Annotated in this window: 16 protein-coding genes; 3 read left to right on the forward strand and 13 right to left on the reverse strand. The window is 65.8% G+C overall.

Features of this window, described 5'->3' with window-relative positions; all coding sequences use genetic code 11:
• Positions 1-6: 6 nt before the first annotated feature.
• From V8V93_RS05885 to V8V93_RS05900, 4 genes are all read right to left on the reverse strand, one after another.
• Positions 7-885 carry a CoB--CoM heterodisulfide reductase iron-sulfur subunit B family protein gene (locus V8V93_RS05885; RefSeq protein WP_338669429.1) on the reverse strand — a complete coding sequence of 293 codons (879 nt, stop codon included), beginning with the start codon at positions 883-885 and terminating at the stop codon, positions 7-9.
• On the reverse strand, positions 878-1,432 hold the full coding sequence (locus V8V93_RS05890) for a 4Fe-4S dicluster domain-containing protein (RefSeq protein ID WP_338669430.1): 555 nt from the start codon (positions 1,430-1,432) through the stop codon (positions 878-880). The genes V8V93_RS05885 and V8V93_RS05890 overlap by 8 nt, the downstream gene beginning before the upstream one ends.
• 557 nt (positions 1,433-1,989) lie before the next feature.
• Positions 1,990-5,160 (reverse strand): efflux RND transporter permease subunit, encoded by a 3,171-nt coding sequence (locus V8V93_RS05895; protein WP_338669431.1) that lies wholly within the window; start codon positions 5,158-5,160, stop codon positions 1,990-1,992.
• A gap of 7 nt (positions 5,161-5,167) precedes the next feature.
• Positions 5,168-6,460 (reverse strand): efflux RND transporter periplasmic adaptor subunit, encoded by a 1,293-nt coding sequence (locus tag V8V93_RS05900; protein WP_338669432.1) that lies wholly within the window; start codon positions 6,458-6,460, stop codon positions 5,168-5,170.
• Between the two features lie 87 nt (positions 6,461-6,547).
• On the opposite strand from V8V93_RS05900, the gene V8V93_RS05905 reads away from it, so the two are divergent.
• The 3 genes from V8V93_RS05905 (at position 6,548) to V8V93_RS05915 (ending at position 9,714) form a co-directional block, all read left to right on the forward strand.
• Entirely contained in the window at positions 6,548-7,204 is a 657-nt protein-coding gene (locus V8V93_RS05905) for a TetR/AcrR family transcriptional regulator (protein ID WP_338669433.1), read from the forward strand.
• 124 nt (positions 7,205-7,328) lie between these two features.
• Complete coding sequence (locus V8V93_RS05910) at positions 7,329-8,810, forward strand: helicase HerA-like domain-containing protein (protein ID WP_338669434.1); 1,482 nt, start codon at positions 7,329-7,331, stop codon at positions 8,808-8,810.
• A 547-nt stretch (positions 8,811-9,357) separates the two neighbouring features.
• The gene (locus V8V93_RS05915) at positions 9,358-9,714 is read left to right on the forward strand and encodes a NirD/YgiW/YdeI family stress tolerance protein (protein ID WP_338669435.1); all 357 of its coding nucleotides are present in this window, start codon (positions 9,358-9,360) and stop codon (positions 9,712-9,714) included.
• A gap of 397 nt (positions 9,715-10,111) precedes the next feature.
• Here V8V93_RS05915 and nifJ read toward each other — a convergent pair whose 3' ends face one another.
• The 9 genes from nifJ to V8V93_RS05960 all read right to left on the reverse strand — a co-directional run bounded on the left by nifJ (position 10,112) and on the right by V8V93_RS05960 (position 23,283).
• The gene (nifJ, locus tag V8V93_RS05920) at positions 10,112-13,702 is read right to left on the reverse strand and encodes a pyruvate:ferredoxin (flavodoxin) oxidoreductase (protein WP_338669436.1); all 3,591 of its coding nucleotides are present in this window, start codon (positions 13,700-13,702) and stop codon (positions 10,112-10,114) included.
• A gap of 43 nt (positions 13,703-13,745) precedes the next feature.
• The gene (locus V8V93_RS05925) at positions 13,746-14,951 is read right to left on the reverse strand and encodes an acetate kinase (RefSeq protein ID WP_338669437.1); all 1,206 of its coding nucleotides are present in this window, start codon (positions 14,949-14,951) and stop codon (positions 13,746-13,748) included.
• Position 14,952: 1 nt separating this feature from the next.
• Positions 14,953-17,073: a phosphate acetyltransferase gene (gene pta, locus V8V93_RS05930; RefSeq protein ID WP_338669438.1), complete on the reverse strand. Its 2,121-nt coding sequence runs from the start codon at positions 17,071-17,073 to the stop codon at positions 14,953-14,955.
• Positions 17,074-17,217: 144 nt separating this feature from the next.
• Positions 17,218-19,323, reverse strand: coding sequence for an FAD-dependent oxidoreductase (locus V8V93_RS05935; RefSeq protein ID WP_338669439.1), 2,106 nt, complete (start codon positions 19,321-19,323; stop codon positions 17,218-17,220).
• Positions 19,324-19,353: 30 nt separating this feature from the next.
• On the reverse strand, positions 19,354-19,929 hold the full coding sequence (locus V8V93_RS05940; RefSeq protein ID WP_338669440.1) for an electron transport complex protein RnfA: 576 nt from the start codon (positions 19,927-19,929) through the stop codon (positions 19,354-19,356).
• Positions 19,930-19,947: 18 nt separating this feature from the next.
• A complete protein-coding gene (locus V8V93_RS05945; protein WP_338669441.1) occupies positions 19,948-20,625 on the reverse strand; it encodes an electron transport complex subunit E in 678 nt (225 codons plus the stop codon).
• Positions 20,626-20,650: 25 nt separating this feature from the next.
• Positions 20,651-21,226, reverse strand: a complete 576-nt coding sequence (gene rnfG / locus V8V93_RS05950) for an RnfABCDGE type electron transport complex subunit G (RefSeq protein ID WP_338669442.1) — start codon at positions 21,224-21,226, stop codon at positions 20,651-20,653.
• Positions 21,227-21,229: 3 nt separating this feature from the next.
• Positions 21,230-22,180: an RnfABCDGE type electron transport complex subunit D gene (locus tag V8V93_RS05955; RefSeq protein WP_338669443.1), complete on the reverse strand. Its 951-nt coding sequence runs from the start codon at positions 22,178-22,180 to the stop codon at positions 21,230-21,232.
• Entirely contained in the window at positions 22,177-23,283 is a 1,107-nt protein-coding gene (locus tag V8V93_RS05960; RefSeq protein ID WP_338669444.1) for a 4Fe-4S dicluster domain-containing protein, read from the reverse strand. The genes V8V93_RS05955 and V8V93_RS05960 overlap by 4 nt, the downstream gene beginning before the upstream one ends.
• Between the last annotated feature and the right edge of the window lies 1 nt (position 23,284).

Genomic DNA, 23,284 nt, shown 5'->3' on the forward strand with positions numbered 1-23,284 from the left:
CCTCCTTTAGCGGACGCCTGCCCGTGCGAGGCAGGGTTCGGGGTTGACGGCGAGTTTGGACAGTCCCAGCTCCTTCTCGGGGAGCCCCATGGCCAAGCCCATGAGCTGGGTGAAATAGAAGATCGGCATCCGGTACCGGCTACGCCGGGCGCGGTTCACCTGGCTCTGGCGCAGGTCCAGGTTCATCTGGCACAGGGGGCAGGCTACGGCCACGGCGTCGGCCTTCAGTTCACTGGCCATATCCAAAATTTTCCCGGAAAGCCGGGTGGTTATGTCGTTGCGCGGCATGCCGGAAGCCGCTCCGCAGCAGTCCGTCTTCAGGGGGAAGGGCACGACTTCGATGCCGCAGGCGGCGAGGATGTTGTCCATGCTCATGGGGTTCTCCGGGTCGTCGAAGCGCATCAGCTTGGGCGGCCGGGTGGTCAGGCAGCCGTAGTAGCAGGCCACGCGCAGGGCGGGCAGGGGCGAGACCACGGCCTCGCGGATGCGGTCCAGCCCGATATGTTCGGTGAAGAACTGGAGGGTGGAGATGGAGTCCACGTCCGTGGGGCATTCATCGTCCATCAACTTATTGATTTTAAGGCGTTTGTCTTCGTCCCAAGCGGCCTGCTGGGCGTTCTTCAGGTTGGTCAGGCAGCTCGGGCAGGGGGTGGTTACCAGGTGGTGCCCCATACGCTTGGCCTGGGCCAGGTTGCGGCCGGACAGGGCCGCGGACAGTTCGTGGTTGACCATGTGGGCCGGGGAGGAGCCGCAACAGTTCCAATCCTCGATCTCCTGCGGTTCCGCGCCCAGGCGGCGCATGACCGCCCGCGTGGAAAGGTCGTATTCCTCGGACGATCCCTTGCCGGAACAGCCGGGGTAGTAGGCGATGGCGGAGTTAGTCATGGTTTCCCTCGTTGAATCGGTTGAAGATGCCGGCCACCTTGTCGGCGCCGTGCAGGTGGTGGGGCCTGATCGAGAGCTTGCCCTTGCCGATCATGGTCGGGGCCAGGTCGATGTCGGTCAGGAAACGCCCGGTGCGCATCTCGTAGCCCACGGCCACGCCGAGTTCGTGCAGGCGGCCGTGCTTCTTGACGGAGGCCAGGAATGAGTCGCCGAAAGCCTTGACGTTGCGCTCGGTTGCATAGCCCGCTTCGCGGGCCATGTGGCGCAGGACGTCCACGATCTTGGCCACATCGATGTTGTTCGGGCAGCGGGCCGTGCAGGTCTGGCAGGAGGCGCACAGCCAGATGGAGTGGCAGGAGAGCACGGCCTCGCGCTGGCCCAGCTGAACCAGGCGCATGATCTTGCTCACGGGCAGGTCATAGGCGAAGTTGAAGGGGCAGCCCGCAGTGCAGTTGCCGCACTGGTAGCACTCGACCATGTGCTGGCCGCTGCGCCGCTCCACTTCTTCGAGGAAGGTCTTGTCGTTCTTCTGAAGGCTATCTGGCATGTTGTATCTCCATTATATTGGAATGAAATATTTTTTATTGTTCCATGCGCGGTCGGAAGTTGATTCGGACGGGCTGGCGGGCGATTGTGCCCGCTCCGGCGGGGCGTCCTTCGGCCTTGTCGCCGGGGCGCCCGTTTTCGTTCCCGGTGTCTTTCCCGGCGTTGCGGGTCGCCGCCGATCGGCTTAGGGGTGGATTGCTCTAACTATTTCCTTGGAATAAAAGGTTTATTTTACACAATGCCCGATCAGGAAACAACCCGGGGCGCTCTCAAAATTGACTTAGTTTATCGTTAAACTTAGCCGACCTTTGCAGCTTTCAAAAAAGTTGTCAAGAGGGTGTGACGAAATTGCTGCGCCCGGCTGTTTCCCCAACCGAGCCCCGGCGCGGCGGAAGGCCCGTTTCTCCTGGTTTTGCGGTCCGTCGGGCGGGCGTGAAAAAGTGACTTTCCGTGTCGGCGCGTGGGCAGGGCGGCGGCAAGCCCTCCCCGGCGGGAGGGAAAAGGCCGCGCCCCGGAATCCTGGGCGCGGCCTTGAGGTTTAGGCTTTCGGGTGGTCACCTAGGCGGTCTCGTCCGGGCCTTTCGGAACGGCCGGGGCCGTCTTGGCCGGAACGGTGTTGTCGTCCAAGTGTAGTGGTGCCTTGTACTTGAAGACCTTGCGCAGCCCCACATAGAGCAGGGGGATGAAGAAGATGCCCAGGATGGTGGCTGCGATCATGCCGCCCATGACGCCGATGCCCACGGAGTTCTGTGCGCCCGAGCCCGCTCCCGCGGCCACGGCCAGGGGGGTGACGCCGAGGATGAAGGCGAAGGAGGTCATCAGGATGGGCCGCAGGCGCAGCTTTGCCGCCTTGAGGGTGGCCGCGATGACGCCCAGGCCCGCGGCCTGCTCGGCCACGGCAAACTCCACGATGAGGATGGCGTTCTTGGCCGTCAGGCCGATGGTCGTCAGCAGGCCGACCTTGAAGTAGACGTCGTTGCTCTGCCCGAAGGAACTGGCCGCGAGCAGGGCGCCGAAGATGCCGATGGGCACGGCCATGATGACCGCGAACGGGATGGACCAGCTCTCGTACAGGGCGGCCAGGCAGAGGAAGACCACGAGCACCGAGATGGCGTAGAGCGGCGCGGCCTGGTTGCCGGAGAGCTCCTCCTGGGCGGACAGGCCGGTCCAGGCCATGGAGTAGCCGGGCGGGAGCTGGGAGATCAGCCTCTTGACCTCGGCCATGGCGTCGCCCGAGCTGACTCCCTGGGCGGCCTGGCCCTGAATTTCCAGGGCGGAGGAGCCATTGTAGCGCTCCAGGCGCGGGGAGTCGTAGGTCCAGCGGCCAGTGGCGAAGGAGGCGAACGGAACCATGCCGCCCTTGTCGTTGCGCACGAACCAGCGGTTCACGTCTTCAGGCTGCATGCGGAAGTCCGCGTCGCCCTGCAGGTAGACCGGCTTGACGCGGCCGCGGTCGATGAAGTCGTTGACATAGTCGCTGCCCCAGGCCGTGGACAGGGTGGTGTTGATGTCCGAGAAGGAGAGCCCGAGGGCGCTGGCCTTTTCCTGGTCGATGTCGATGTGGTACTGCGGCTCGTCCTCCTGGCCGTTGGGCCGGGTGTTGGCCAGCAGCGGGCTCTGGGCGGCCATGCCCAGGAACTGGTTGCGCACCTCCATGAGCTTCTGGTGCCCGGCGCCGTTGACGTCGCGCAGATAGAAGTCGAAGCCGTTCGAGTTGCCCAAGCCGTGGATGGCCGGCGGGGCCAGGCAGAATATCCGGGCGTCGCGGTTTTTCATGAAGGCGCCCATGGCCCGCCCGGCGACGGCCTGGGCCGACATAGACGGGTCTTTGCGTTCATCGAAGGGCTTGAGCCGGATGAAGGCGATGCCCATGTTCTGGCCCGCGCCGCTGAAACTGAAGCCGGCCACGGTGAGCACTCCCTCCACGGCCGCCTTCTCGTCGTTCAGAAAATGGTCGCTGACCTCTTTCAGCACCCGCTTGGTCCGCTCCTGGGTGGCGCCCGTGGGCAGCTGGACCATGGCGAACAGGATGCCCTGGTCCTCCACGGGGAGGAAGGAGCTGGGCAGGCGGTAGAACAGCCAGCCCATGATGCCGGTGATGAGCACGAAGATCAGCAGGAAACGCCCGGTGCGGCGGAGCATCCAGGCCGTGCCGTCGTGGTAGGCGTTGGTCCCGGTTTCGAAGACCCGGTTGAACCAGTTGAAGAAGCGAAATCTGGGCTTGCCGTGCGAGGGCTTGAGCATGGCCGCGCACAGGGCCGGGGTCAGGATCAGGGCGACCACCACGGACAGGAGCATGGCCGAGACGATGGTCACCGAGAACTGGCGGTAGATGACGCCCACCGAGCCGCCGAAGAAGGCCATGGGCACGAAGACCGCGGACAGGACCGTGGCGATGCCGATCAGGGCCCCGGAGATCTCCTTCATGGACTTGCTCGTGGCCTCGCGCGGCCCGAGCCCCTCGGTGGCCATGACGCGCTCCACGTTCTCGACCACGACGATGGCGTCGTCGACGAGCAGGCCGATGGCCAGGACCATGGCGAACATGGTCAATGTATTGATCGAGTACCCCAAGGCCGCGAGCACCGCGAAGGTGCCGAGCAGGACAACGGGCACGGCGATGGTCGGGATGAACGTGGCCCGGATGTTCTGCAGGAACAGGAGCATGACGAAGAAGACCAGGACGATGGCCTCGATCAGGGTCTCGATGACGTCCGCGATGGACAACCTGACGAAGGGCGTGGTGTCGTAGGGATAGACGACGTCCACCCCGGCCGGGAAGGTCGGCTTGAGCTCGTTGATGGTCTTCACAACGGCTTCGGCGGTCTGGATGGCATTGGCCCCGGTGGCCAGCTGGATGGCCAGGCCCGCGGTGGGATGGTTGTTGTAGGTGGTGCTGGTCGTGTAGCTCTCGGCGTCGAGTTCGACTCGGGCCACGTCGCGGATGCGCACCACCGAGCCGTCGGGGGAACTCTTGATGATGATGTTCCGGAATTGTTCCGGGGTCTGGAGCCGCGAGCGCGCGGTGATGGTCGCATTGAGCTGCTGACCCTGGACCGCGGGCAGGCCGCCGAGTTGTCCGGAGGAGATCTGGGTGTTCTGGGCCTCGATGGCCCGAGCCACGTCGCTGGGCATGAGCGAGTATTCGGTCAGCTCGTCCGGGTTGAGCCAGATGCGCATGGCGTAGGCCGAGGCGAACAGCTGGGTGTCGCCCACGCCCTCCACGCGCTTGAGGGTGTCGTTCAGGGAGCTGTCCACGAAGTCGGCGATGTCCGTGGAGGTCATGGTGTCGTCGGTGGAGACGAAACCGAGGACCATCAGGAAGCTGGCCGACGACTTGGTCACGCTCAGGCCGTTGCTCTGGACCACGTCGGGCAGCTGGGAGATGACCTGCTGCAGCTTGTTCTGGACCTGCATCTGGGCCACGTCGGGGTTGGCCGCGTTGGTGAAGGTCAGGGAGATCTCCGTCTGGCCCGTGGAGGTCGACGTGGAGGTCATGTAGTCCAGGTAGTCGATGCCGGTCATGCCCTGCTCGATGACCTTGGTCACCGAGTTTTCCACGGTCTTGGCGTCCGCGCCGGGGTAGGAGCAGGTGATGCGGACTGTGGTCGGGGCAATGTCGGGGTACTGGGAGACGGACAGTGTCCTCAGGGCCAGCAGGCCGCCCAGCATGATGACGATGGCGATGACCCATGCGAAGATGGGCCGCCGGATAAAAAACTCGGACATGTTCGGCCTAGCTTTCCTTGGCTGCGGTAGCGGGAGCTTCGGTGGCGGAGGATGTGGCGGCGGAAACGGGCTTGATCTCGCCGGTGGCGTCGTCCACGACCATCTCCTGGACGGTCACGACCTGGCCCGGGCGGACGGACTGGGAACCCTGGATGATCAGGCGGTCGCCGTCCTTGAGGCCGGAACCGACCAGCCAGGAGTTGCCGTGGCTGCCACGCACGTTGAGAATGCGTCGCTGGACCTTGTTGTCCTTGTCCACGAACAGGGCCGTGGCTTCGCCCCTGGGGGTCCGGCCGACGGCCATCTGGGGCACCAGGTAGCCGTTTTGGAACACGCCGTCCTCGATGATGGCCCGGACGTACATGCCGGGCAACAGGAGCCGGTCGGGGTTGGGGAATTCGGCGCGCAGGGTGTAGGTGCCGGTGGACTCGTCCACCTTGGCCCCGGAGAACTCCACGGTCCCCTCATAGGGATAGATGGTCCCGTTTTCGAGCTTGAGCTTGACCTTCATGGTCTTGCCCTCGACGGTGATCGCGCCCGAGGTGATGGCCTGGCGAAGGTTGAGCATGGTGGTGCTCGACTGGGTCAGGTCCACGTTGATGGGATCGAGCTGCCGGATGGTCGTCAGCGGCGCGCTCTGGTTGGCGGTGACCAGCGCGCCGGGGGTCAGGTCGGACATCTCCACGCGGCCGCTGATAGGGGCCCTGATATCGGTGTAATCCAGGCTGATCTTGGCGCTCTCCAGGGCGGCCTTGGCCGAGGCGATGGCGGCCAGGTCGGACTCGTACACGGCCTTGGCGTCCTGGTAGTCCTGCTCGGATATGGCCCCCTGGCCGATCAGTTCGGCGTAGCGCTTGGCCTTGCTTTCGGAGCTGGGCAGGGAGGCCTGCGCCTTCTTGAGGGCGGCCAGGGCGTTGCTGTACTCCGCCTGGTAGGTCGAGGGCGCGACCCGGTAGAGCACTTCGCCGGCCTGGACCTCGCTGCCTTCGCGGAACAGCCGCTCGCGGAGAATGCCGTCCACCTGGGGGCGGACTTCAGCCACCAGCGAGGCGCTGGTCCTGCCCGGAAGCTCGGTGGTCAGGGGCACGGACTTCGGGTGCAGGACCTCAATGCCGACCTCGACCGGAGCCTGGGTGGCCGAGGCCTTGGGGGTTTTGTCCTCGCAGCCGGCAAGCCCTCCAAGGACCAGCAGGCTCAACAGGAGCAACGGGACATAAGCTACACGGCCCGTTGCGAAACGGGAATATATGGACAGGATCTGCAATGCGCATTCCTCCTTGACGCGTCGAAGCGCCATCATTTACGGTACTCGCCAGTACTAATATGGTCGCTTTGCGCTACTGTCAATCGAATAAATTGTGAAAAAATGTTAAACGGAGGTCTCAAAATGGGGTCCGATGTCAAGGCCCGGCGCGGGCGTCCCAAGGCCAAGTCCGACGCCGAGCGCCGCAAGCAGATCGTCCTGTCGGCCGAAAAGCTCTTTGTTCGAAAGGGATACGCCGGGACTTCCACTTGCGAGCTTGCCGCGCAGTGCAAGATTTCCAAGCAGACCCTGTACCGCCTCTACCCCGGCAAGCTCGATGTGTTCGTGGCCGTGGTCGAGGCCCATCGCCTGAAGCTGATCGACCTCGGGGACGGCTACGACGACCTCCCCCTGGACCAGGCCTTGGCCCGCATGTTCATGATAGACATGGACCAGGAAAACTACGAAATCCGCGCGGGCTTTTTGCGCACGGCCAATGCGGAGTCCCTGCAGCACCCGCAACTGCGCGAAATCCTGCGCCACTACGGCGGTCAGAAGGCGCTCGAGGGACTGAAGGATTGGCTGGACCGGCAGTGCCGCAAGGGCCGGCTGGTCATCGACAGCACGAGCATGGCGGCCCGCATGCTCGTGGACACGTTCATCGGCGCGGTCTTTCTCGACGCCCTGGGCGGGTTCAACTGGACCGGCCGGGAGGAACGCATCGCCCACTTCCGCCAGTGTATCGAAATCTTCCTCAACGGGACCCTGCCCGACAAGGACCGGCCCGCCTGCAGGGCCTGACCCTTTGCGCCGCGCGTGGCGCGGCTTTCGTCTTTACTCCCGCCGGATTTGCGGTATGTTGGGGTCAAACGGGAATCATTCCGGGCTGGTCCGGCCATATCCCTGCAACCTGTGCGAGACTCCCATGAGCGAAGACCTTCCCCTGCTTGAAGTGGCCGTAAGCGGCGACCTCCCCCTCGGCATTCTGCCCCGCATGGCCAACCGCCACGGCCTCATCGCCGGGGCCACCGGCACGGGCAAGACCGTCAGCCTGCGGGTCCTGGCCGAGCACTTCAGCGACATCGGCGTGCCGGTCTTCATGGCCGACGTCAAGGGCGACATCGGTTCCATGGCCCGGCCCGGCGGCGATCACGCCAAGGTCGGCGAACGGGTGGAGCAGCTCGGGCTGACCGACTTCACCTACCAGGCCTATCCGGTGACCTTCTGGGACGTGTTCGGGGCCAAGGGCCATCCGCTGCGGACCACCGTCTCGGAGATGGGGCCGCTGCTCCTGGCCCGCCTGCTGGACCTGAACGACACCCAGAGCGGGGTCCTGTCCATGGCCTTCCGCATCGCCGACGACGAGGGGCTGCTGCTCCTCGACCTGAACGACCTGCGCGCCATGCTCGTCTACCTGGCCGAGAACGCCAAGCGGTTCCGGGCCGAGTACGGGAACATCTCGGCGGCCTCGGTGGGTGCGATCCAGCGCGGGCTGCTGGCCCTGGAGGAGCAGGGCGCGGATGAGTTCTTCGGCGAACCGGCCCTGAACCTGGACGACCTGATGCAGACCGAAGGGGGCAGGGGGATGATCAACATCCTGGCCGCCGACCGGCTGCTGCGTTCGCCCCGCGTCTACTCGACCATGCTCCTGTGGCTCCTGTCCGAGCTGTTCGAAGCCCTGCCCGAAGTGGGCGATCCGGAAAAACCCCGGCTGGTCTTTTTTTTCGACGAGGCACACCTGCTCTTCGACCGCGCCCCGCGCGCCCTGGTGGACAAGATCGAGATGGTCGTGCGGCTCATCCGCTCCAAGGGTGTGGGCGTGTACTTCGTCACCCAGATGCCCACCGACCTGCCGCCCGAGGTGCTCGGCCAGCTCGGCAACCGCGTGCAGCACGCCCTGCGCGCCTATACCCCGCGCGACCGCGAGGCCGTGCGTACCGCGGCCCGGACCTTCCGGGTGAACCCGGACCTGGACGTGGAGGCGGCAGTGACCGACCTCGGCGTGGGCGAGGCCCTGGTCTCGTTCCTGGAGCGCAAGGGCGCGCCCGGCATGGTTCGCCGCGCCCTGGTCCTGCCCCCGCGCAGCCGCCTGGGCGTACTCGAACCGGCGGAGATGGACCGGATCATCCGGAGCTCGGTCCTGTACGGCCACTACGAGCAGGAGATCGACCCGGAGTCGGCCTACGAGATCCTGACCGCCCGCCGTCGCGAGCAGGAGGAACAGCGCCAGGCGCAACTGCAACGGCAGGAGCGGGAAAAGGAGGAGCGCAAGGCCGCTCGGGCAAGCCGCGCAAGCGGAAATCGCCAGGGGCTGGTCGAGGCCTTCGCCAAGTCCGCCATCCGCTCCATCGGCTCGGCCTTTGGCCGCCGCATCGTGCGCGGCGTGCTCGGCGGCCTTTTGAAATAGCCCTCATGGCCTTAGCCGTTGAAAAGGGACGCGGGTCTGACCGCGTCCCTTTTCATATGGAGTAGGGGGCGCGCGCGATGCTGCGCAGCCGGTCAAACGGTCGCGTCCCTCGTGAAGACCGTCGGGCCGCTGCGCTTCGGTCCGTCCAGCTCACTCCCGCCTCCGCCCGTCAAATTCGTCCCGCAATCCGCTCCTCAGTCTCTGAAAACGGGCCGGACCATCCCTGTGGGCGTCCGAATTTTCCGCTCCCGGACCGTCCCGAATCGCCTCCCCGGACAGGGCGGGAGAAAAGGGCCGCAACCCTCCTTTTCGAACTCGTCGGGGAAATATTTTTTTTCTCCTTTCGGGCTTGCCAGCCCCGGAAAAGGGCTTATATTTTGATTGACCGATCAATTAAAAAGTGAAGATTTTTCAAAAAAACAAATAAAACAAACAGTTACATTGAAAAATTTTACTTCACATTTTGTTACGGTGTGGTAGATGAAAACTGTAGCCGGTTGGGTGCCGGTATTGAGAAGCCAATAAATTTAAAAGAGAGGATATTGTCATGAAGCGTTTTAGCCTTGCTCTGATGCTCGTATTTACCGTCTGTGTGACCACGGCGTTCGCCGCCACCACCTTTGCCGGCAGCGCGTTCCAGGCCCATGATACCAGAGCCCACACCGTGGCCGAGGCCAACGCCTCCAGCGTGGACACCGGCGTGGCCCTGCACGGCCATATCGTCAAGGTCATCAACAACGACAGCGTGCTGTTTTCCGACAACACCGGCCAGTTGCTCGTGCACATGAAGAACGCCGAGGCCAACAAGGCCGCCATCACCAACGCCGACGTGGACGTCAACGGCAGGATCACCAGCGACCTCCTGTACACCGAAGTCCAGGCCGACTCCGTGACCACCCGCTAGTTCGAGCGGTTCACATATAAAAAAAGGGACGCCCTCTTGAGGGCGTCCCTTCTTCACGCCTCGGCGCCAGAGAGGGAAACTTTCGGAAAAGTTTCCCCCTCTGGACTCCCCCTTCCAAACTTTTTGTGTGCCTTCGCCAGAGCCGTGCGGACGCCCTGCACCGGCCGCTTCCCATGGAATCAGGCGACGGACGTAATGAGGCCGACCCGGCAACCCCGGCCGATTGCTGCTGTCCTCATCCGTAAGGCTCGAAGACTCGCCAACGGCTGGAGGCCCGGAGGCATCCTCAAAAAGAAGGCCTCCCGTCGGGGACGGGAGGCCGGGTAACGCGGGCGTGATTCCTTAGGAGTATATTTTGTAAGTTGCGGTCACAAAACTCCACCCGCGCTATTGTCTGTTAGCGGCCGTCGTCGCACGGTTCGCCCGAACCGGGGCTTTCGGCGGAGATGCCGATATCGCACGAGGCCGGTTCTTCGGGCTCGGGTCCCGCGGGTGCGGCCTCGGCCATGCGGCTGAGGATGGCGTAGCGGTTGTCGTAGTCCTGTTCGATCTTGTCGCGGTAGGCCTTGGACAGGTCCGGGTGGAACCGTTCCAACATGGCGTAGCGGTTTTCGCCGGACAGGAACTCCTGGAGCGTGCCGTCCGGGGCCTTGGAGTCGAGCTGGAACGGGTTCTTGCCCTGCGCGGCAAGCTCCGGGTCGAAGCGGTAGAGCGGCCAGTAGCCGGAATCCACGGCCAGTTTCTGTTCGAGCTGGGTCTTGCCCATGCCCTTCTTGATGCCCTGGTTGATGCACGGGGCGTAGCAGATGATCAGGGACGGTCCGTTGTAGGCCTCGGCCTCGCGGAACGCCTTGAGGAGCTGTTGCTTGTCCGCGCCCATGGACACGGAAGCCACGTAGACGTAGCCGTAGGTCATGGCCATGCGGCCGAGGTCCTTCTTGCCGGTGCGTTTGCCCGCGGCCGCGAACTTGGCGATGGAGCCGAGCGGCGTGGCCTTGGACGACTGGCCGCCGGTGTTGGAATAGACCTCGGTGTCCAGGACCAGGATGTTGATGTCCTCGCCCGAGGCCAGGACGTGGTCCACGCCGCCGTAGCCGATGTCGTAGGCCCAGCCGTCGCCGCCGAAGACCCACACGGATTTCTTGGTGAACAGGTCCGCATCGGCCGCGATGGCCAGCAGGGCCGGGTCGAGGGTGCCTTCAAGCGCGGCCTTGAGCGCCGCGCCGGCGGCAGCGGACCCTTCGGGATCGTCCTTGGCGGCCAGCCAGTTCTCCAGGGCGGTCTTGATCTCGCCCGGAGCCCCGCACAGGGCCTGTTCGCAGTTGGCGATGAGGATTTCGCGGCGGTTGTTCAGGCCCATCTCGATGCCGTAGCCGTACTCGGCCGCGTCCTCGAACAGGGAGTTGCCCCAGGCCGGGCCGAACCCGTCGCGGTTGACGCAGTACGGGGTGGAGGGGGCCGAGGCGCCCCAGATGGACGAGCAGCCCGTGGCGTTGGCGACGACCATGCGCTCACCGAAGAGCGGGGTCAGGACCTTGACGTACGGGGTCTCGCCGCAACCGGCGCAGGCCCCGGAGAACTCCATGAGCGGCTGGCGGAACTGGGAGCCCTTGACCGTGTCGCGCTTGAAGGCGTCCTGGTAGGCCACGGTCTCGGTGAAGTCGAAGTTGGGCACCTGGTCCGGGGTCTGGCTGGCGATGGGCTGCATGACCAGCGCCTTTTCCTTGGCCGGGCAGATGTCGGCGCAGTTGCCGCAGCCCAGGCAGTCCAGGGTGTTGACCTGCATGCGGTAGCGCATGCCCTTGACGTCCTTGCCCTTGGCTTCGAGGGTGACGAAGGTCTCGGGCGCGTTGGCTGCGTCGGATTCGCTCACCAGCACCGGGCGCAGGGCGGCGTGCGGACAGACAAAGGCGCACTGGTTGCACTGGATGCAGTTGTCCGCGATCCACTGGGGCACGTTGATGGCCACGCCGCGTTTCTCGTATTTGGAGGTCGCGGCGGGCATGGTCCCGTCCTTGGAGAAGGCGGACACGGGCAGGGTGTCGCCCTTTTGGGCCAGCATGGGGCGCATGACGTTTTTCACATAGTCGGGCTCGTCGGTCGCGGGCGCGGGGTCGTCCTTGAGGTTCGCCCAGGCGGCCGGGACGTCGACCTTGACCAGCGCGTCGGCCGCTCTGTCCACGGCGGCATTGTTCATCTCCACGATCTTCGGGCCCTTCTTGCCGTAGGCGGCTTCGATGCCGCCCTTGAGCAGGGCGACGGCCTGGTCGAACGGGATGACGTCGGCCAGCTTGAAGAAGGCGGTCTGCATGACCATGTTGATGCGGCCGCCCAGGCCGACCTCGGCCGCGATCTTGACCGCGTCCACGGTGTAGAAGTCGAGGCTCTTTTCGGCGATGGTCCGGCGCATGGCGGCGGGGATCTTCGCTTCGATCTCGTCGCCGGTCCAGGCGCAGTTCAGCACGAAGGTGCCGCCATCCTTGATCCCTTCGAGCACGTCGTAGAGGTTGACGTAGCTCGGGTTGTGGCAGGCCACGTAGTCGGCAGAGGTGACCAGGTAGGTGGACTGGATGGGCTGCTCCCCGAAGCGCAGGTGGGAGATGGTGATGCCGCCGGACTTCTTGGAGTCGTAGGCGAAGTAGCCCTGGGCGTACATGTCCGTGTTGTCGCCGATGATCTTGATGGCCTGCTTGTTGGCGCCGACCGTGCCGTCCGAACCGAGACCCCAGAACTTGCACTGCACGGTGCCTTTGGGGGTCGTGTCCAGGGTCCCGGTAAGGACGAGGGAGGAGTTCGTCACGTCGTCTTCGATGCCCACGGTGAAGCGGGGTTTGGGGGCCGGAGCCTTGAGGTTGTCGAACACGGCCTTGGCCATGGCCGGGGTGAATTCCTTGGAACCGAGACCGTAGCGTCCGCCGACCACGGACGGGCCGCTGCCCTGCTCGAAGAGCACGGCGCAGACGTCCTGGTACAGGGGGTCTCCCATGGCGCCGGGCTCCTTGGTCCGGTCGAGGACCGCGAGCTGCTTGCAGGATGCGGGCAGCACGGACAGGAAATGGGCGGCGGAGAAGGGCCGGTACAGGCGGACCTTGATCAGGCCGACCTTCTCGCCCTCGGCGAGCAGGTGGTTGACCACCTCCTCGATGGTCTCGCAACTGGAACCCATGGAGACGATGACCCTTTCCGCGTCGGGCGCGCCGACATAGTCGAAGGGCTTGTAGGCGCGGCCGGTCAGGGCCGAAACCTTGGCCATGTACTCCTCCACGATGGCCGGGATGGCCTCGTAGTTGGGGTTGGCGGCCTCGCGTCCCTGGAAATAGATGTCCGGGTTCTGGGCCGTGCCCCGGATGTCCGGGTGCTCGGGGTTCATGGCGCGCCTGCGGAACGCGGCCACCTTGTCCTGGTTGAGCAGCGGCAACATGTCCGCGTAGTCGATGGTCTCTATCTTCTGGATCTCATGGGAGGTCCGGAAGCCGTCGAAGAAGGAGACGAAGGGCACGCTGGATTCGACCGTGGCCAGGTGGGCGACCAGGGCGAGGTCCATGACCTCCTGGACCGAGGCCGAGGCGAGCATGGCGAAGCCGGTCTGGCGGCAGGCCATGACGTCCTGGTGGTCGCCGAAGATGGACAGGGCGTGCCCGGCCACGGCGCGGGCCGAGACGTGGAACACGCAGGGCATGAGTTCGCCCGCGATCTTGTACATGTTCGGAATCATCAGCAGCAGCCCCTGGGAGGCGGTGAAGGTCGTGGTCAGCGCGCCGCCGGCCAGCGACCCGTGGACCGCGCCCGCCGCGCCCGCCTCGGACTGCATCTGGCGGATCTTCAGCGGGTGGCCGAAGACGTTTTTCTTGTCCTGCGCGGCCCATTCGTCGGCGATCTCGCCCATGGTGGACGATGGGGTGATGGGATAGATGGCGGCGGTCTCGCTCATGGCGTAGGCCACCCAGGCAGCTGCCGTGTTTCCGTCCATGGTCTTCATTTTGGACATGTCGTACTCCGTGTTTTTGTGTCTAGGGGTGTCCAGGTATATACTATTTTTCGACCAGGGTCTTGGTGGCGTGTGCGATTTCCAGCTCCTCGTCGGTCGGGACTACGAGCACGGCCACCGGACTGTCGTCGGCGTTGATGCGCCGTATGCCCGGCTCGCGCCGCTCGTTGCGCTCCGGGGAGAGTTTGATGCCCAGTCCTTCCAGCCCCTTGCAGGCTTCGGCCCGGACGAAGGCGTCGTTCTCGCCGACGCCCGCGGTGAAGACCACGGCGTCGGCCCGGCCGAGCACGGCCAGGTAGGCCCCGATCTGCGCCTTGACCCGGTAGGCGAACATCTCGAAGGCGAGCTGCGCCTTTTCATCGCCCCGTTCGCGGGCCGCGTGCACGTCGCGCATGTCGCCCGACCCGCAGACGCCGAGCAGGCCGCTCTGTTTGTTGAGCAGGGCGTCCACCTCGGTCATGCTCATCTTCCTGTGCCGGGCGATGAACGGGAACAGGGCCGGGTCCACGTCGCCCGAGCGGGTGCCCATCATCAATCCGGCCAGGGGCGTCAACCCCATGGTCGTGTCCGCGCACCGGCCGTTCTTGACCGCCGCCATGGAGCAGCCGTTGCCCAGGTGGGCGGTGATCAGGTCGACCTCGTCCACGGGCTTGCCGAGGAATTTGGCGGCCTCGCGGGTGACATACTTGTGCGAGGTCCCGTGGAAGCCGTACTTGCGGATCTTGAGCTCTTCGTAGAGGTCCATGGGCACCGGGTAGAGGTATGCCTTGGGCGGCATGGTCTGGTGAAATTCGGTGTCGAACACGGTCACGTTGGGCGTGCCGGGAAAGAGCTCCAGGGCGGCCTCGATGCCCACCAGGTTGGCGGCGTGCAGCGGGGCCAGCGGGATGTTCGCCCGGATGGTCTCGACGACGTCCGCGTCCACCAGGACCGGGGCCGAGAAGGATTCGCCGCCCTGAACCACGCGGTGCCCCACGGCGTCGATGTCGCGCAGGGAGTCGATGACGCCCCAGTCCTCGCCGATGAGCTTGTCGACCATCAGTCCCATGGCCGCCCGGTGGTCCGGGATGGGCTTGTGCTCCACGGACTTGGCGTCCGGCCATTTGTCCGGGTTGGATTTCTGGGTGATGGAACCCATGTCCTCGCCGATGCGCTCGATCAGGCCCGAGGCCATGACCCGGTCACAGGCCATGTCGATGAGCTGGTATTTGAGCGACGAGCTGCCGGAGTTGATGACCAGGATATGCATGCTAAATATTCCTTTGGGCCTGCGCCTGGATGGCGGTGATGGCCACGGTGTTGACGATGTCGCGCACGCGGCAGCCGCGCGACAGGTCGTTGACCGGCTTGTTCAGCCCCTGGAGGACCGGACCGATGGCCGTGGAGCCGGGCACGGCCCGCTGCACGGCCTTGTAGGTGTTGTTGCCGGTATTCAGGTCCGGGAAGATGAAGACCGTGGCCTTGCCCGCCACCTCGGAGCCGGGCAGCTTGGTCCGGGCCACCTCCGGGTCCACGGCCGCGTCGTATTGCAGCGGTCCCTCGATGGGCAGATCGAGCCCGCGCTCCTCGGCCAGCTTTCTGGCGATGGCCGTGGCCTCGGCCACCTTGTCCACATCCGCGCCCGTGCCGGACCCGCCCGTGGAATAGGAGAGCATGGCCACATACGGGTCGATGCCGAAGATGCGGGCGGTCTGGGCCGAACTGAGCGCGATCTCCGCAAGCTGCCCGGCGTCGGGCTTCGGGTTGACCGCGCAGTCGCCGAAGCAGACCACGCGGTCACCCATGCACATGAGGAACACGGACGAGACAATGGAGGCGTCCGGTCTGGTCTTGATGAATTCGAAGGCGGGCCGGATGGTCTGGGCCGTGGTGGTCACCGAGCCGGAGACCATGCCGTCGGCGTGCCCGGCGTGGACCATCATGGTCCCGAAATAGGTGGGGTCCACGAGGCGGTCCCGCGCGTCCTCCATGCGGATGCCCTTGTGCCTGCGGACCTCGAAGTACCGCCGGGCGTAGTCCTCGAACGCAGGGGACGCGGCCGGGTCCACCAGGTCCGCGCCGTTGAGCTGCACGCCGAGGTTGGCGGCCTGGGCCCGGATCGCCTCGGGGTCGCCGAGCAGGGTGATGTCCGCCACGTTGCGCCGCTGCAAAATCTCCGTGGCCCGGAGGATGCGATCGCTCGACCCCTCGGGCAGGACGATGCGCATGCGCTGCGACCGGGCCCGCTCGATCAGATTGTATTCGAACATGATCGGGGTGATCTTCCGGGACTCGGTGGTCACCAGCCGGTCGCGCAGCTCCTCGATGTCCACCTGCGATTCGAACAGGCCGATGGCCGCCGCGATCTTGGCAGGGTGCTCGGGGTCGATGGTCCCGTGCAGGGCCTGGAGGGTCTGGGTGGCCTTGTAGGTGTGGTCCTGCACGCTCAGGATGGGCAGGGGAATGCCGGTCCAGCCCTCGATGAGCCGGTGCATGGTCATGGACGGCTGGATGCCGCCGGTCAGGACCATGCCCGCGATGTTTCCGTAGGCCGCGGACTGGCGCGAGGAGATGGCCGCCAGGATGATGTCCATGCGGTCGCCGGGGGTGATGATCAAGGCTCCGTCCTCGATGTATTCCAGGAAATGGGTGATGTGCATGGCTGCGGTCAGGAAGCTGTCCACCTGGCTGTCCAGGCTGCCGTGGCCGTAGAGGACCTTGGCGTCCAGCCATTTGATCACGTCGTGGATGGTCGGGTTGCCCAGCCGCTTGTCGTCCGGGATGGCGTAGGTCAGCAGCGGATGCGAGGTGCTCGTCCGGGCCTCGATGTCCTTCAGGGTCTCGGGGGAGAAGTCCGGGCGGGCGCGGTTGACGATCAGCCCCATGACCTCCAGGCCGCGCTCCTCGAAGATGCCCACCATGCGCTGGGCCGAGCTGCAGATATCGTCGTCGGGGCGGTCCATGCCGTTGACCACGGCCAGGACCGGGCAGCCCAGGTTGGAGACGATGGAGGCGTTGATCTCGAACTCCAGAGTGGCGCTGCCGCCGATGTAGTCCGTGCCCTCGCACAGGACGAAGTCGTATTCCTTTTCCAGCTCCTTGAACTTGTTCAGGGTGCTCTCCAGGAGCAGCTCCTTGTTGCCGCTGTTGATCAGCCTGCGGGCCTCGCTCAGGGTGTAGCCGTAGGTCCGTTCGTACTCCTGGTCGAGCTTGAAGTGGCGGAGCATGAGGTCGATGTCGTGGTCCCTGCGGCCGTCCACCGGGTCGCTGACGACCGGGCGGAACACGGCCACGCGCTGCAGGCTGGCGCGCAGCAGGTGCATGACCCCGAGGACGATGGCGGACTTGCCGCTGCGGGCTTCGGTGGCGGCTATGTAGAGGCTTTTGGACATATCGGTCTCCTTGGACCGGCCCGGTGGAGAACCGGGAGAAGGCGGTTGTCGGAGCGCCTCCTCCCGGCCGGATGCCGTGGGTGACGTCGGGGCAGTGACGACGGCATCCGCTATGCTCCGTAGGGCATGGGGTATGGCAATGGGTTAGCTGTCCGGGGTGGTCTCCCTCTCCTCGGCCAGGAACGGCTCGTCCCGGTCGTAGCAGACCAGCCCGCAGCGCAGGCAGCGGTCGGCTTCGGCCAGGGCCTGTTGTTCGTCGAGCGGGCCCTCCACCTCGTTGAAGGTGCAGTTGCGCTCCTCGCCGTGGCACAGGTGGGGCAGAACCGCCCGCTTCTTGCGCTCCACGGAATCTATTTCTTTGAACAATGTGTACGGGATCATGCCCTTTTGCGTGGTCTCCGGGACCGGGATGGCCGCTTCGGTCATGTAGTAGTGGATGGACCGGGCCGCCTTGCGGCCGTCGCCGATGGCCGAGATGACCAGGTCCGGGCCGGTATACACGTCGCCCGCGGTGAACACGCCGGGGATGGCGGTCTCGAAGGTGTCCGGGTCGGCCACGATGGTCTGCCACCTGGTCGTCTCCAGCGGGCAGGTCCCTTCCTCGTTGTCGTCGTACAGGCAGCCGAGGTCGGGCTTCTGGCCGATGGCCGGGATGATCAGGGTGGCCTCCATGCGCTGCTCGGAGCCCTCCTTCTTGACCGGGCGGCGGCGTCCGGACTCGTCCGGCTCGCCCAACTCCATCTCGTAGTATTCCAAGTGGGTGGCCTTCCCGTTCTCGTCGCCTATGACCCTCGCCGGGGCGGCCAGGAACTTGAACTGGACGCCCTCGTCCTCGGCCCCGACGATCTCTTCCACGTCGGCGGGCATCTCGTTGCGCGTGCGCCGGTACATGAGCGTCACGTCCGCGCCGAGCCGCACGCAGGTCCGGGCCGCGTCGATAGCGGTATTGCCGCCGCCGACCACGATGACCTTGTTGCCGGTCTCGGGCTTCTGGCCCAGGGCGTGGGCGGTCAGGAATTCGATGCCGCCCATGACCCCGTCCAGGTCCTCGCCCTCGGCGTACATGCCGGACGCCTGCCAGGCGCCGATGCCGATGAAGACCGCGTCGAAGCCGTCGGCCCTGAGGGACTCCAGGGTGAAGTCGCGGCCGAACCTGGTGTTCAACTTCGCCTCGACGCCGAGGTCCAGGATGCCCTGGATCTCCCAGTCCAGGTCGGCCTTGGGCAGCCGGTACTCCGGGATGCCGTAGCGGGTCTGGCCGCCGAGCGCGGGCATGGCGTCGAAGATGGTCGGGCTGTGGCCCAGGCGGCGCAGGAAATAGGCGCAGGACAGCCCGGCCGGGCCGCCGCCGATGACGGCCACGCGCTTGCCGGTGTCCGCGGCGCAGGGCACGGGCAGGTGGACGCCCGAGCGCAGTTCGCGGTCGGCCACGAAGCGTTTGAGCATGTTGATGCCCACGGTCTCGTCCACGTACTGGCGGCGGCAGACCGTCTCGCACGGGCGGGGGCAGACCCGGCCGCAGGTGACCAGCAGCGGGTTCCGCTCCTTGATGGTCATGACCGCGCCGTCGTAGTCGCCCGCCTTGATCTGTTCGATGTAGCGCGGGATGTTGATTTGGGCCGGGCACTTCTGGCGGCAGGGGGCCAGGCAGTCCGTGGTCTGGTTGAGATGCAGCAGCCGCGCGGACATGCCGGACACGCCGATGACCCCGCGCGGGCAGGCGTCCACGCAGTTGCCGCAGGCCTTGCACAGGGTCGAGTCGATGACCGGCAGTCCTTCCGGGCCCATGTGGATGGCGTCGAAGGGGCAGGCGCGCATGCAGGAGCCGAGTCCCAGGCACCCTTCGGGACAGGACTTGGACCCGCCGTAGAGCAGATGGGCGGCCCGGCAGTCGAGCGCCCCCTCGTAGTGGAACAGGTCCGTCGCCCGCAGGCCGCCGGTGCAGTCGCGCACGGCCAGCTCGGGCTCGCGCTGTACGACCTCCTGGCCCATGATGGCCGCCACCACGGCGCTGGTCTCGGCGTCGGCCACCAGGCAGACCGAGGCCGGGGCGATGCCCGCCACGATGGCCGTGGCCGCGCCCGAGCAGCCCGCGTACCCGCAGCCGCCGCAGTTGGCGCCGGGCAGGCTGTTCTCGATCAGCGCGATGCGCGGGTCCTCCTTGACGTACAGGAGCTTCGAGGCGATGCCCAGGATGGCTGCGGCCAGCAGGCCGATGCCGAACAGAGTCAGTCCCGATGTCAGTATCATGATGTCGTCCCGTTCTGCGTTTTTAATCCGTTAAATCATTCCCTTGAAGGCGAAAAAGGCGAGAGACATGAGTCCGGCCATGATCAGCCCGATGGGCGTGCCGCGCATGGCGATGGGCAGCCGCCGGACCGCCAGCTTCTCGCGGATGCCGGCCAGCAGGACCAGGGCGAGCATGAAGCCCAACCCCGAGGCGAAGGAGAACAGGACCGTCTTGACGAAGCCGAACTCCTCGCGCTGGCAGATGAGCGCGATGCCCATGACCGCGCAGTTGGTGGTGATCAGCGGCAGGAAAATGCCCAGCGATTTGTACAGGGGCGGGACCATCTTCTTGAGGAACATCTCCACGAATTGGACCAGTGCCGCGATGACCAGGATGAAGGCGAGCGTCTGGAGGAAGTCCAGGCCGAAGGGGGCCAGGACGTACTCCTGGACCAGCCAGGTGAAGGCCGCGGCCAGGGTGGCCACGAAGACCACGGCCGCGCCCATGCCCAGCGCCACGCCCGTGTCCTTGGACGTGCCGATGAACGGACAGTTGCCCAGGTATTGGGCCAGGACGATGTTGTTGACGAACATCGCCCCGATGAAGAGAAGGAAGTATTCCTGCATGATCGTTTCCTTACAGAATTAGCAGTTTTTGTGGCCGCAGCCGCCGCATGCGCCGCAGTCGTGGGTCGGGCCCTGGACCGCGGCCAGCCCCTTGCGTTTGCGCCGTACGTTCTCGACAAAGGTCATGATGCACAGCAGCACGCCGAGCGACACGAAGGCCCCAGGCGCCTTGACCATGATGCCGATGGGCTGGAACCCTTCCCAAGCCACGTGGAACCCGAAGACCATGCCCGTGCCGAGCAGCTCGCGCAGGGCGCCCAGGAAGGTCAGGGACATGGTGAAGCCGAGCCCCATGCCCAACCCGTCGGCCAAGGACGGCAGCGGCGGGTTCTTGGAGGCGAAGGCCTCGGCCCGGCCCAGGATGATGCAGTTGACCACGATCAGCGGCACGAAGATGCCCAGCCGCTGGTAGAGCGGGTAGGCGAAGGCCTGCATGAGCAGCTCCACGGCCACCACCAGCGAGGCGGCGACCACGATGAAGCAGGCGATGCGCACCTTGGCCGGGATGATCTTGCGCAGCAGGGAGATCATCAGGTTGGACAGGGCCAGGACGAAGACGACCGCCACGCCCATGCCGAGTCCGTTGTCGGCCGTGTTGGTTACGGCCAGTGTCGGGCACAACCCCAGGACCAGCTTGAACGGAGGCAGGTCGGTCCACAGTCCTTTGGAGAATTCCTTCCACAATCTGCTGTTCATTGTCGGCTCCATACGGTGCGGCGGATCAGGACCAGCCGCCGGCGAGTTTGCCTTTCAGGGCGTTGAAAATGGCGATGGCCCGGCGTACCGCGCTGACCGTGCCGGTGGACGAGATGGTCGCCCCGGCCACGGCCTCGATGTCGCCGCCGTTCTTCTTCAGTTCCATGGATTCGAGCGGGTGGCCCTTGAACTGGGTGGTGTAGCCGTGCTCGGCCACGCGCGCGCCCACGCCGGGCGTCTCCTTCAGGGTGGTGATGCCGATGCCGGTCAGGTGCATGGCCTGCACGTCGAAGCCGACCATGACGCCTATGTCGCCGCCGTAGCCCTTGCCCGAGGTCTCGAAGGCCACGCCGGTGAGCTTGCCGTCCTTGAGGGCCGGGAACACGGTCACAGTCCGGCCGTCCACGTCGAATTTCCTGCGGTCCTTGATGGGGTTGTTGTCGTAGCCGCTTAAGACCGACTCGATGGCCGGGGCCTGCACGTAGGTCAGGACCTGCTCCTCGATGATCGGGGCCGTGACCTCTTTCAGCGCGGCCAGGGTGATGCCCGCGATGCCGCAGATGAGCGACAGGACGAGCATCATTTTCATCATTTCCTTCATGGCCTACCTCCTTCCGAACGGCTTGGGCCGGATGCGTTCGAGCACCGGGGTGAACAGGTTGGCCAGCAGGATGGCGAAGGGCACGCCGTCCGCGTAGGCGCCGTAGACGCGGATGATGATGACCAGCGCTCCGATCAACAGGCCGAAGAGCAGCATGGGGGCCTGCCGGTTGGGGCTGGACGGCCCGTCCGTGGCCAGGAAGAAGGCCCCGAACAGGGTCGACCCGGTCAGCAGGTGGAAGGCCGGTGAGGCGTAGATGGACGGGTCGAGCCAGTGGAACAGGAAGGCGGTCAGGGCCACGCCGCCGATGACGCCCATCGGGATGATGGACGAGATGTGCTTGCGCATGACCAGGAGCATGCCGCCCAGGAGCACGCCCGCGATCTGGACCGCGCCCAGGCCGCCGAGCTGCTTGCCCAGGAAGAGCTGCCGGGTGTCGGTGATCTGGACCGCGTCCAGGCCGAAGTCCTTGAGCTGGGCCAGGGGGTAGGTCAGGTCCGTGGCCAGCATGGAGGCGTTCGCGTCCATGTAGGCGGGCCAGGAGATGCGGCAGATGGCCCAGCCGATGAGCGGGGCGCAGAACGGGCTGCCGCCCAGGGGGCCGAAGACCATCTTGCCGAGCACGATGGAGGCCGCGCTGCCGAAGGCGACCAGCCACCAGGGGGCCGACGCCGGAAGCAGGAAGGCGAAGGACAGCCCCACGGTAAAGGCATGGAGGTCGTGGACGTCGGTCTCCCGGTCCATGAAGTAGTCGCAGGCCATCTCGGCCAGCACGGCGGCGGCCATGGACAGGGCCATGACCCGCACGGCGGGCATGCCGAAGGTCATGGCCGCCATGACCGCGGCGGGCAGCATGGCCATCAGTATCATCAGCATCCGGTCCCGCACGGTGGTGCCGCAGTGGCGGTGGGGCGGGACCGAGACGGTCAGGGCAAAGGGGTTGAGGGGCTTCACGGCAGGGTTTCCTCCCCGGACTGGGCTTTGGCCTTCGCCAATTCGCGTTTGGCGAGCCGGATGTATTGGAGCATGGGGCGGCGGGCGATGCAGAAGAAGCCGCACAGGCCGCATTCGAAACAGGCATCCACGGCCTCGGCCTCGGCCTTGGCGTACTGGCCGAACTCGGCGTAGCTGGTGATCATGGCCGGATCGAGGCGGGCCGGGCAGCGGCGTACGCACTCGCCGCAGCCCACGCAGGCCGAGTCCACGGCCACCGGGGCCGGGTTGCGTACCAGGCTGACGGCCGTGGTCGCGCGGTCCACGCCCTGGCCGGGCGAAGCCGCGGCCGTGCCCCGGAGTACGCCGCCCAGGACGATGCGGTCGCCGTCGCGCAGCGTCTCGCCGTCGTTGGTCAGGATCTCGCCCACCGGGGTGCCCAGGGTGATCAGCCGGGCGGAGTTGCCCACCGTGACCATGGTCTCCATGACCGGCAGGCCGGTGTCCATGACCAGCCCGGCGTGGAAGACCGTCTCCAGGCCGACCACCAGAGTGTTGTCCGGCATCTCGATGCCGGTCACGGCCCTGGCCACCAGCGGATCGAGGGGCTGGGGATACTGGTCGGAAAGGACCTTGACCTCCGCGCCCGGCAGGCTTTCGCGCACGCCCCCGGCCACGGCCAGGACCACGTCCACGGGCACGAACCCCCGGATCAGGGCCTCGGCCCCGGCCTTCAGGATGTCGAGCTTCTCGGCCATGAGGGTCCGGCGGGAGAGCAGGCCGGGTTCCTCGTCCATGGCGTTGATGATCAGGGTGTCCACCTGGTCGCAGGCCGGGACGTCGGCCCCGAGTCCGCGCAGGCCGGCGAGGAGCTCCGGGCCGCTCAGGCCGTCCAGGACCTCGGGCACCACGGTTTCGCCCTCCTCGTCGGGGGCGATGCGGATGCGGTACGGGTCCACGTGCTCTACGGTCCCGGCGCACGGGGCGTGGATGTCGCCCCGGCCCGGCCTGGTGGCGGTGGCAATGCGCTCGCCGCGTTTGACCGCCCGGCCGCAGGTGACCAGCGGGCAGTGCCGGGTCAGGTTCATCTCCACCACGGCGGAGGGTATCTCTTGGTTTGTCATG

This window comes from Pseudodesulfovibrio sp. 5S69, from assembly GCF_037094465.1.
Classification (GTDB): domain Bacteria; phylum Desulfobacterota; class Desulfovibrionia; order Desulfovibrionales; family Desulfovibrionaceae; genus Pseudodesulfovibrio; species Pseudodesulfovibrio methanolicus.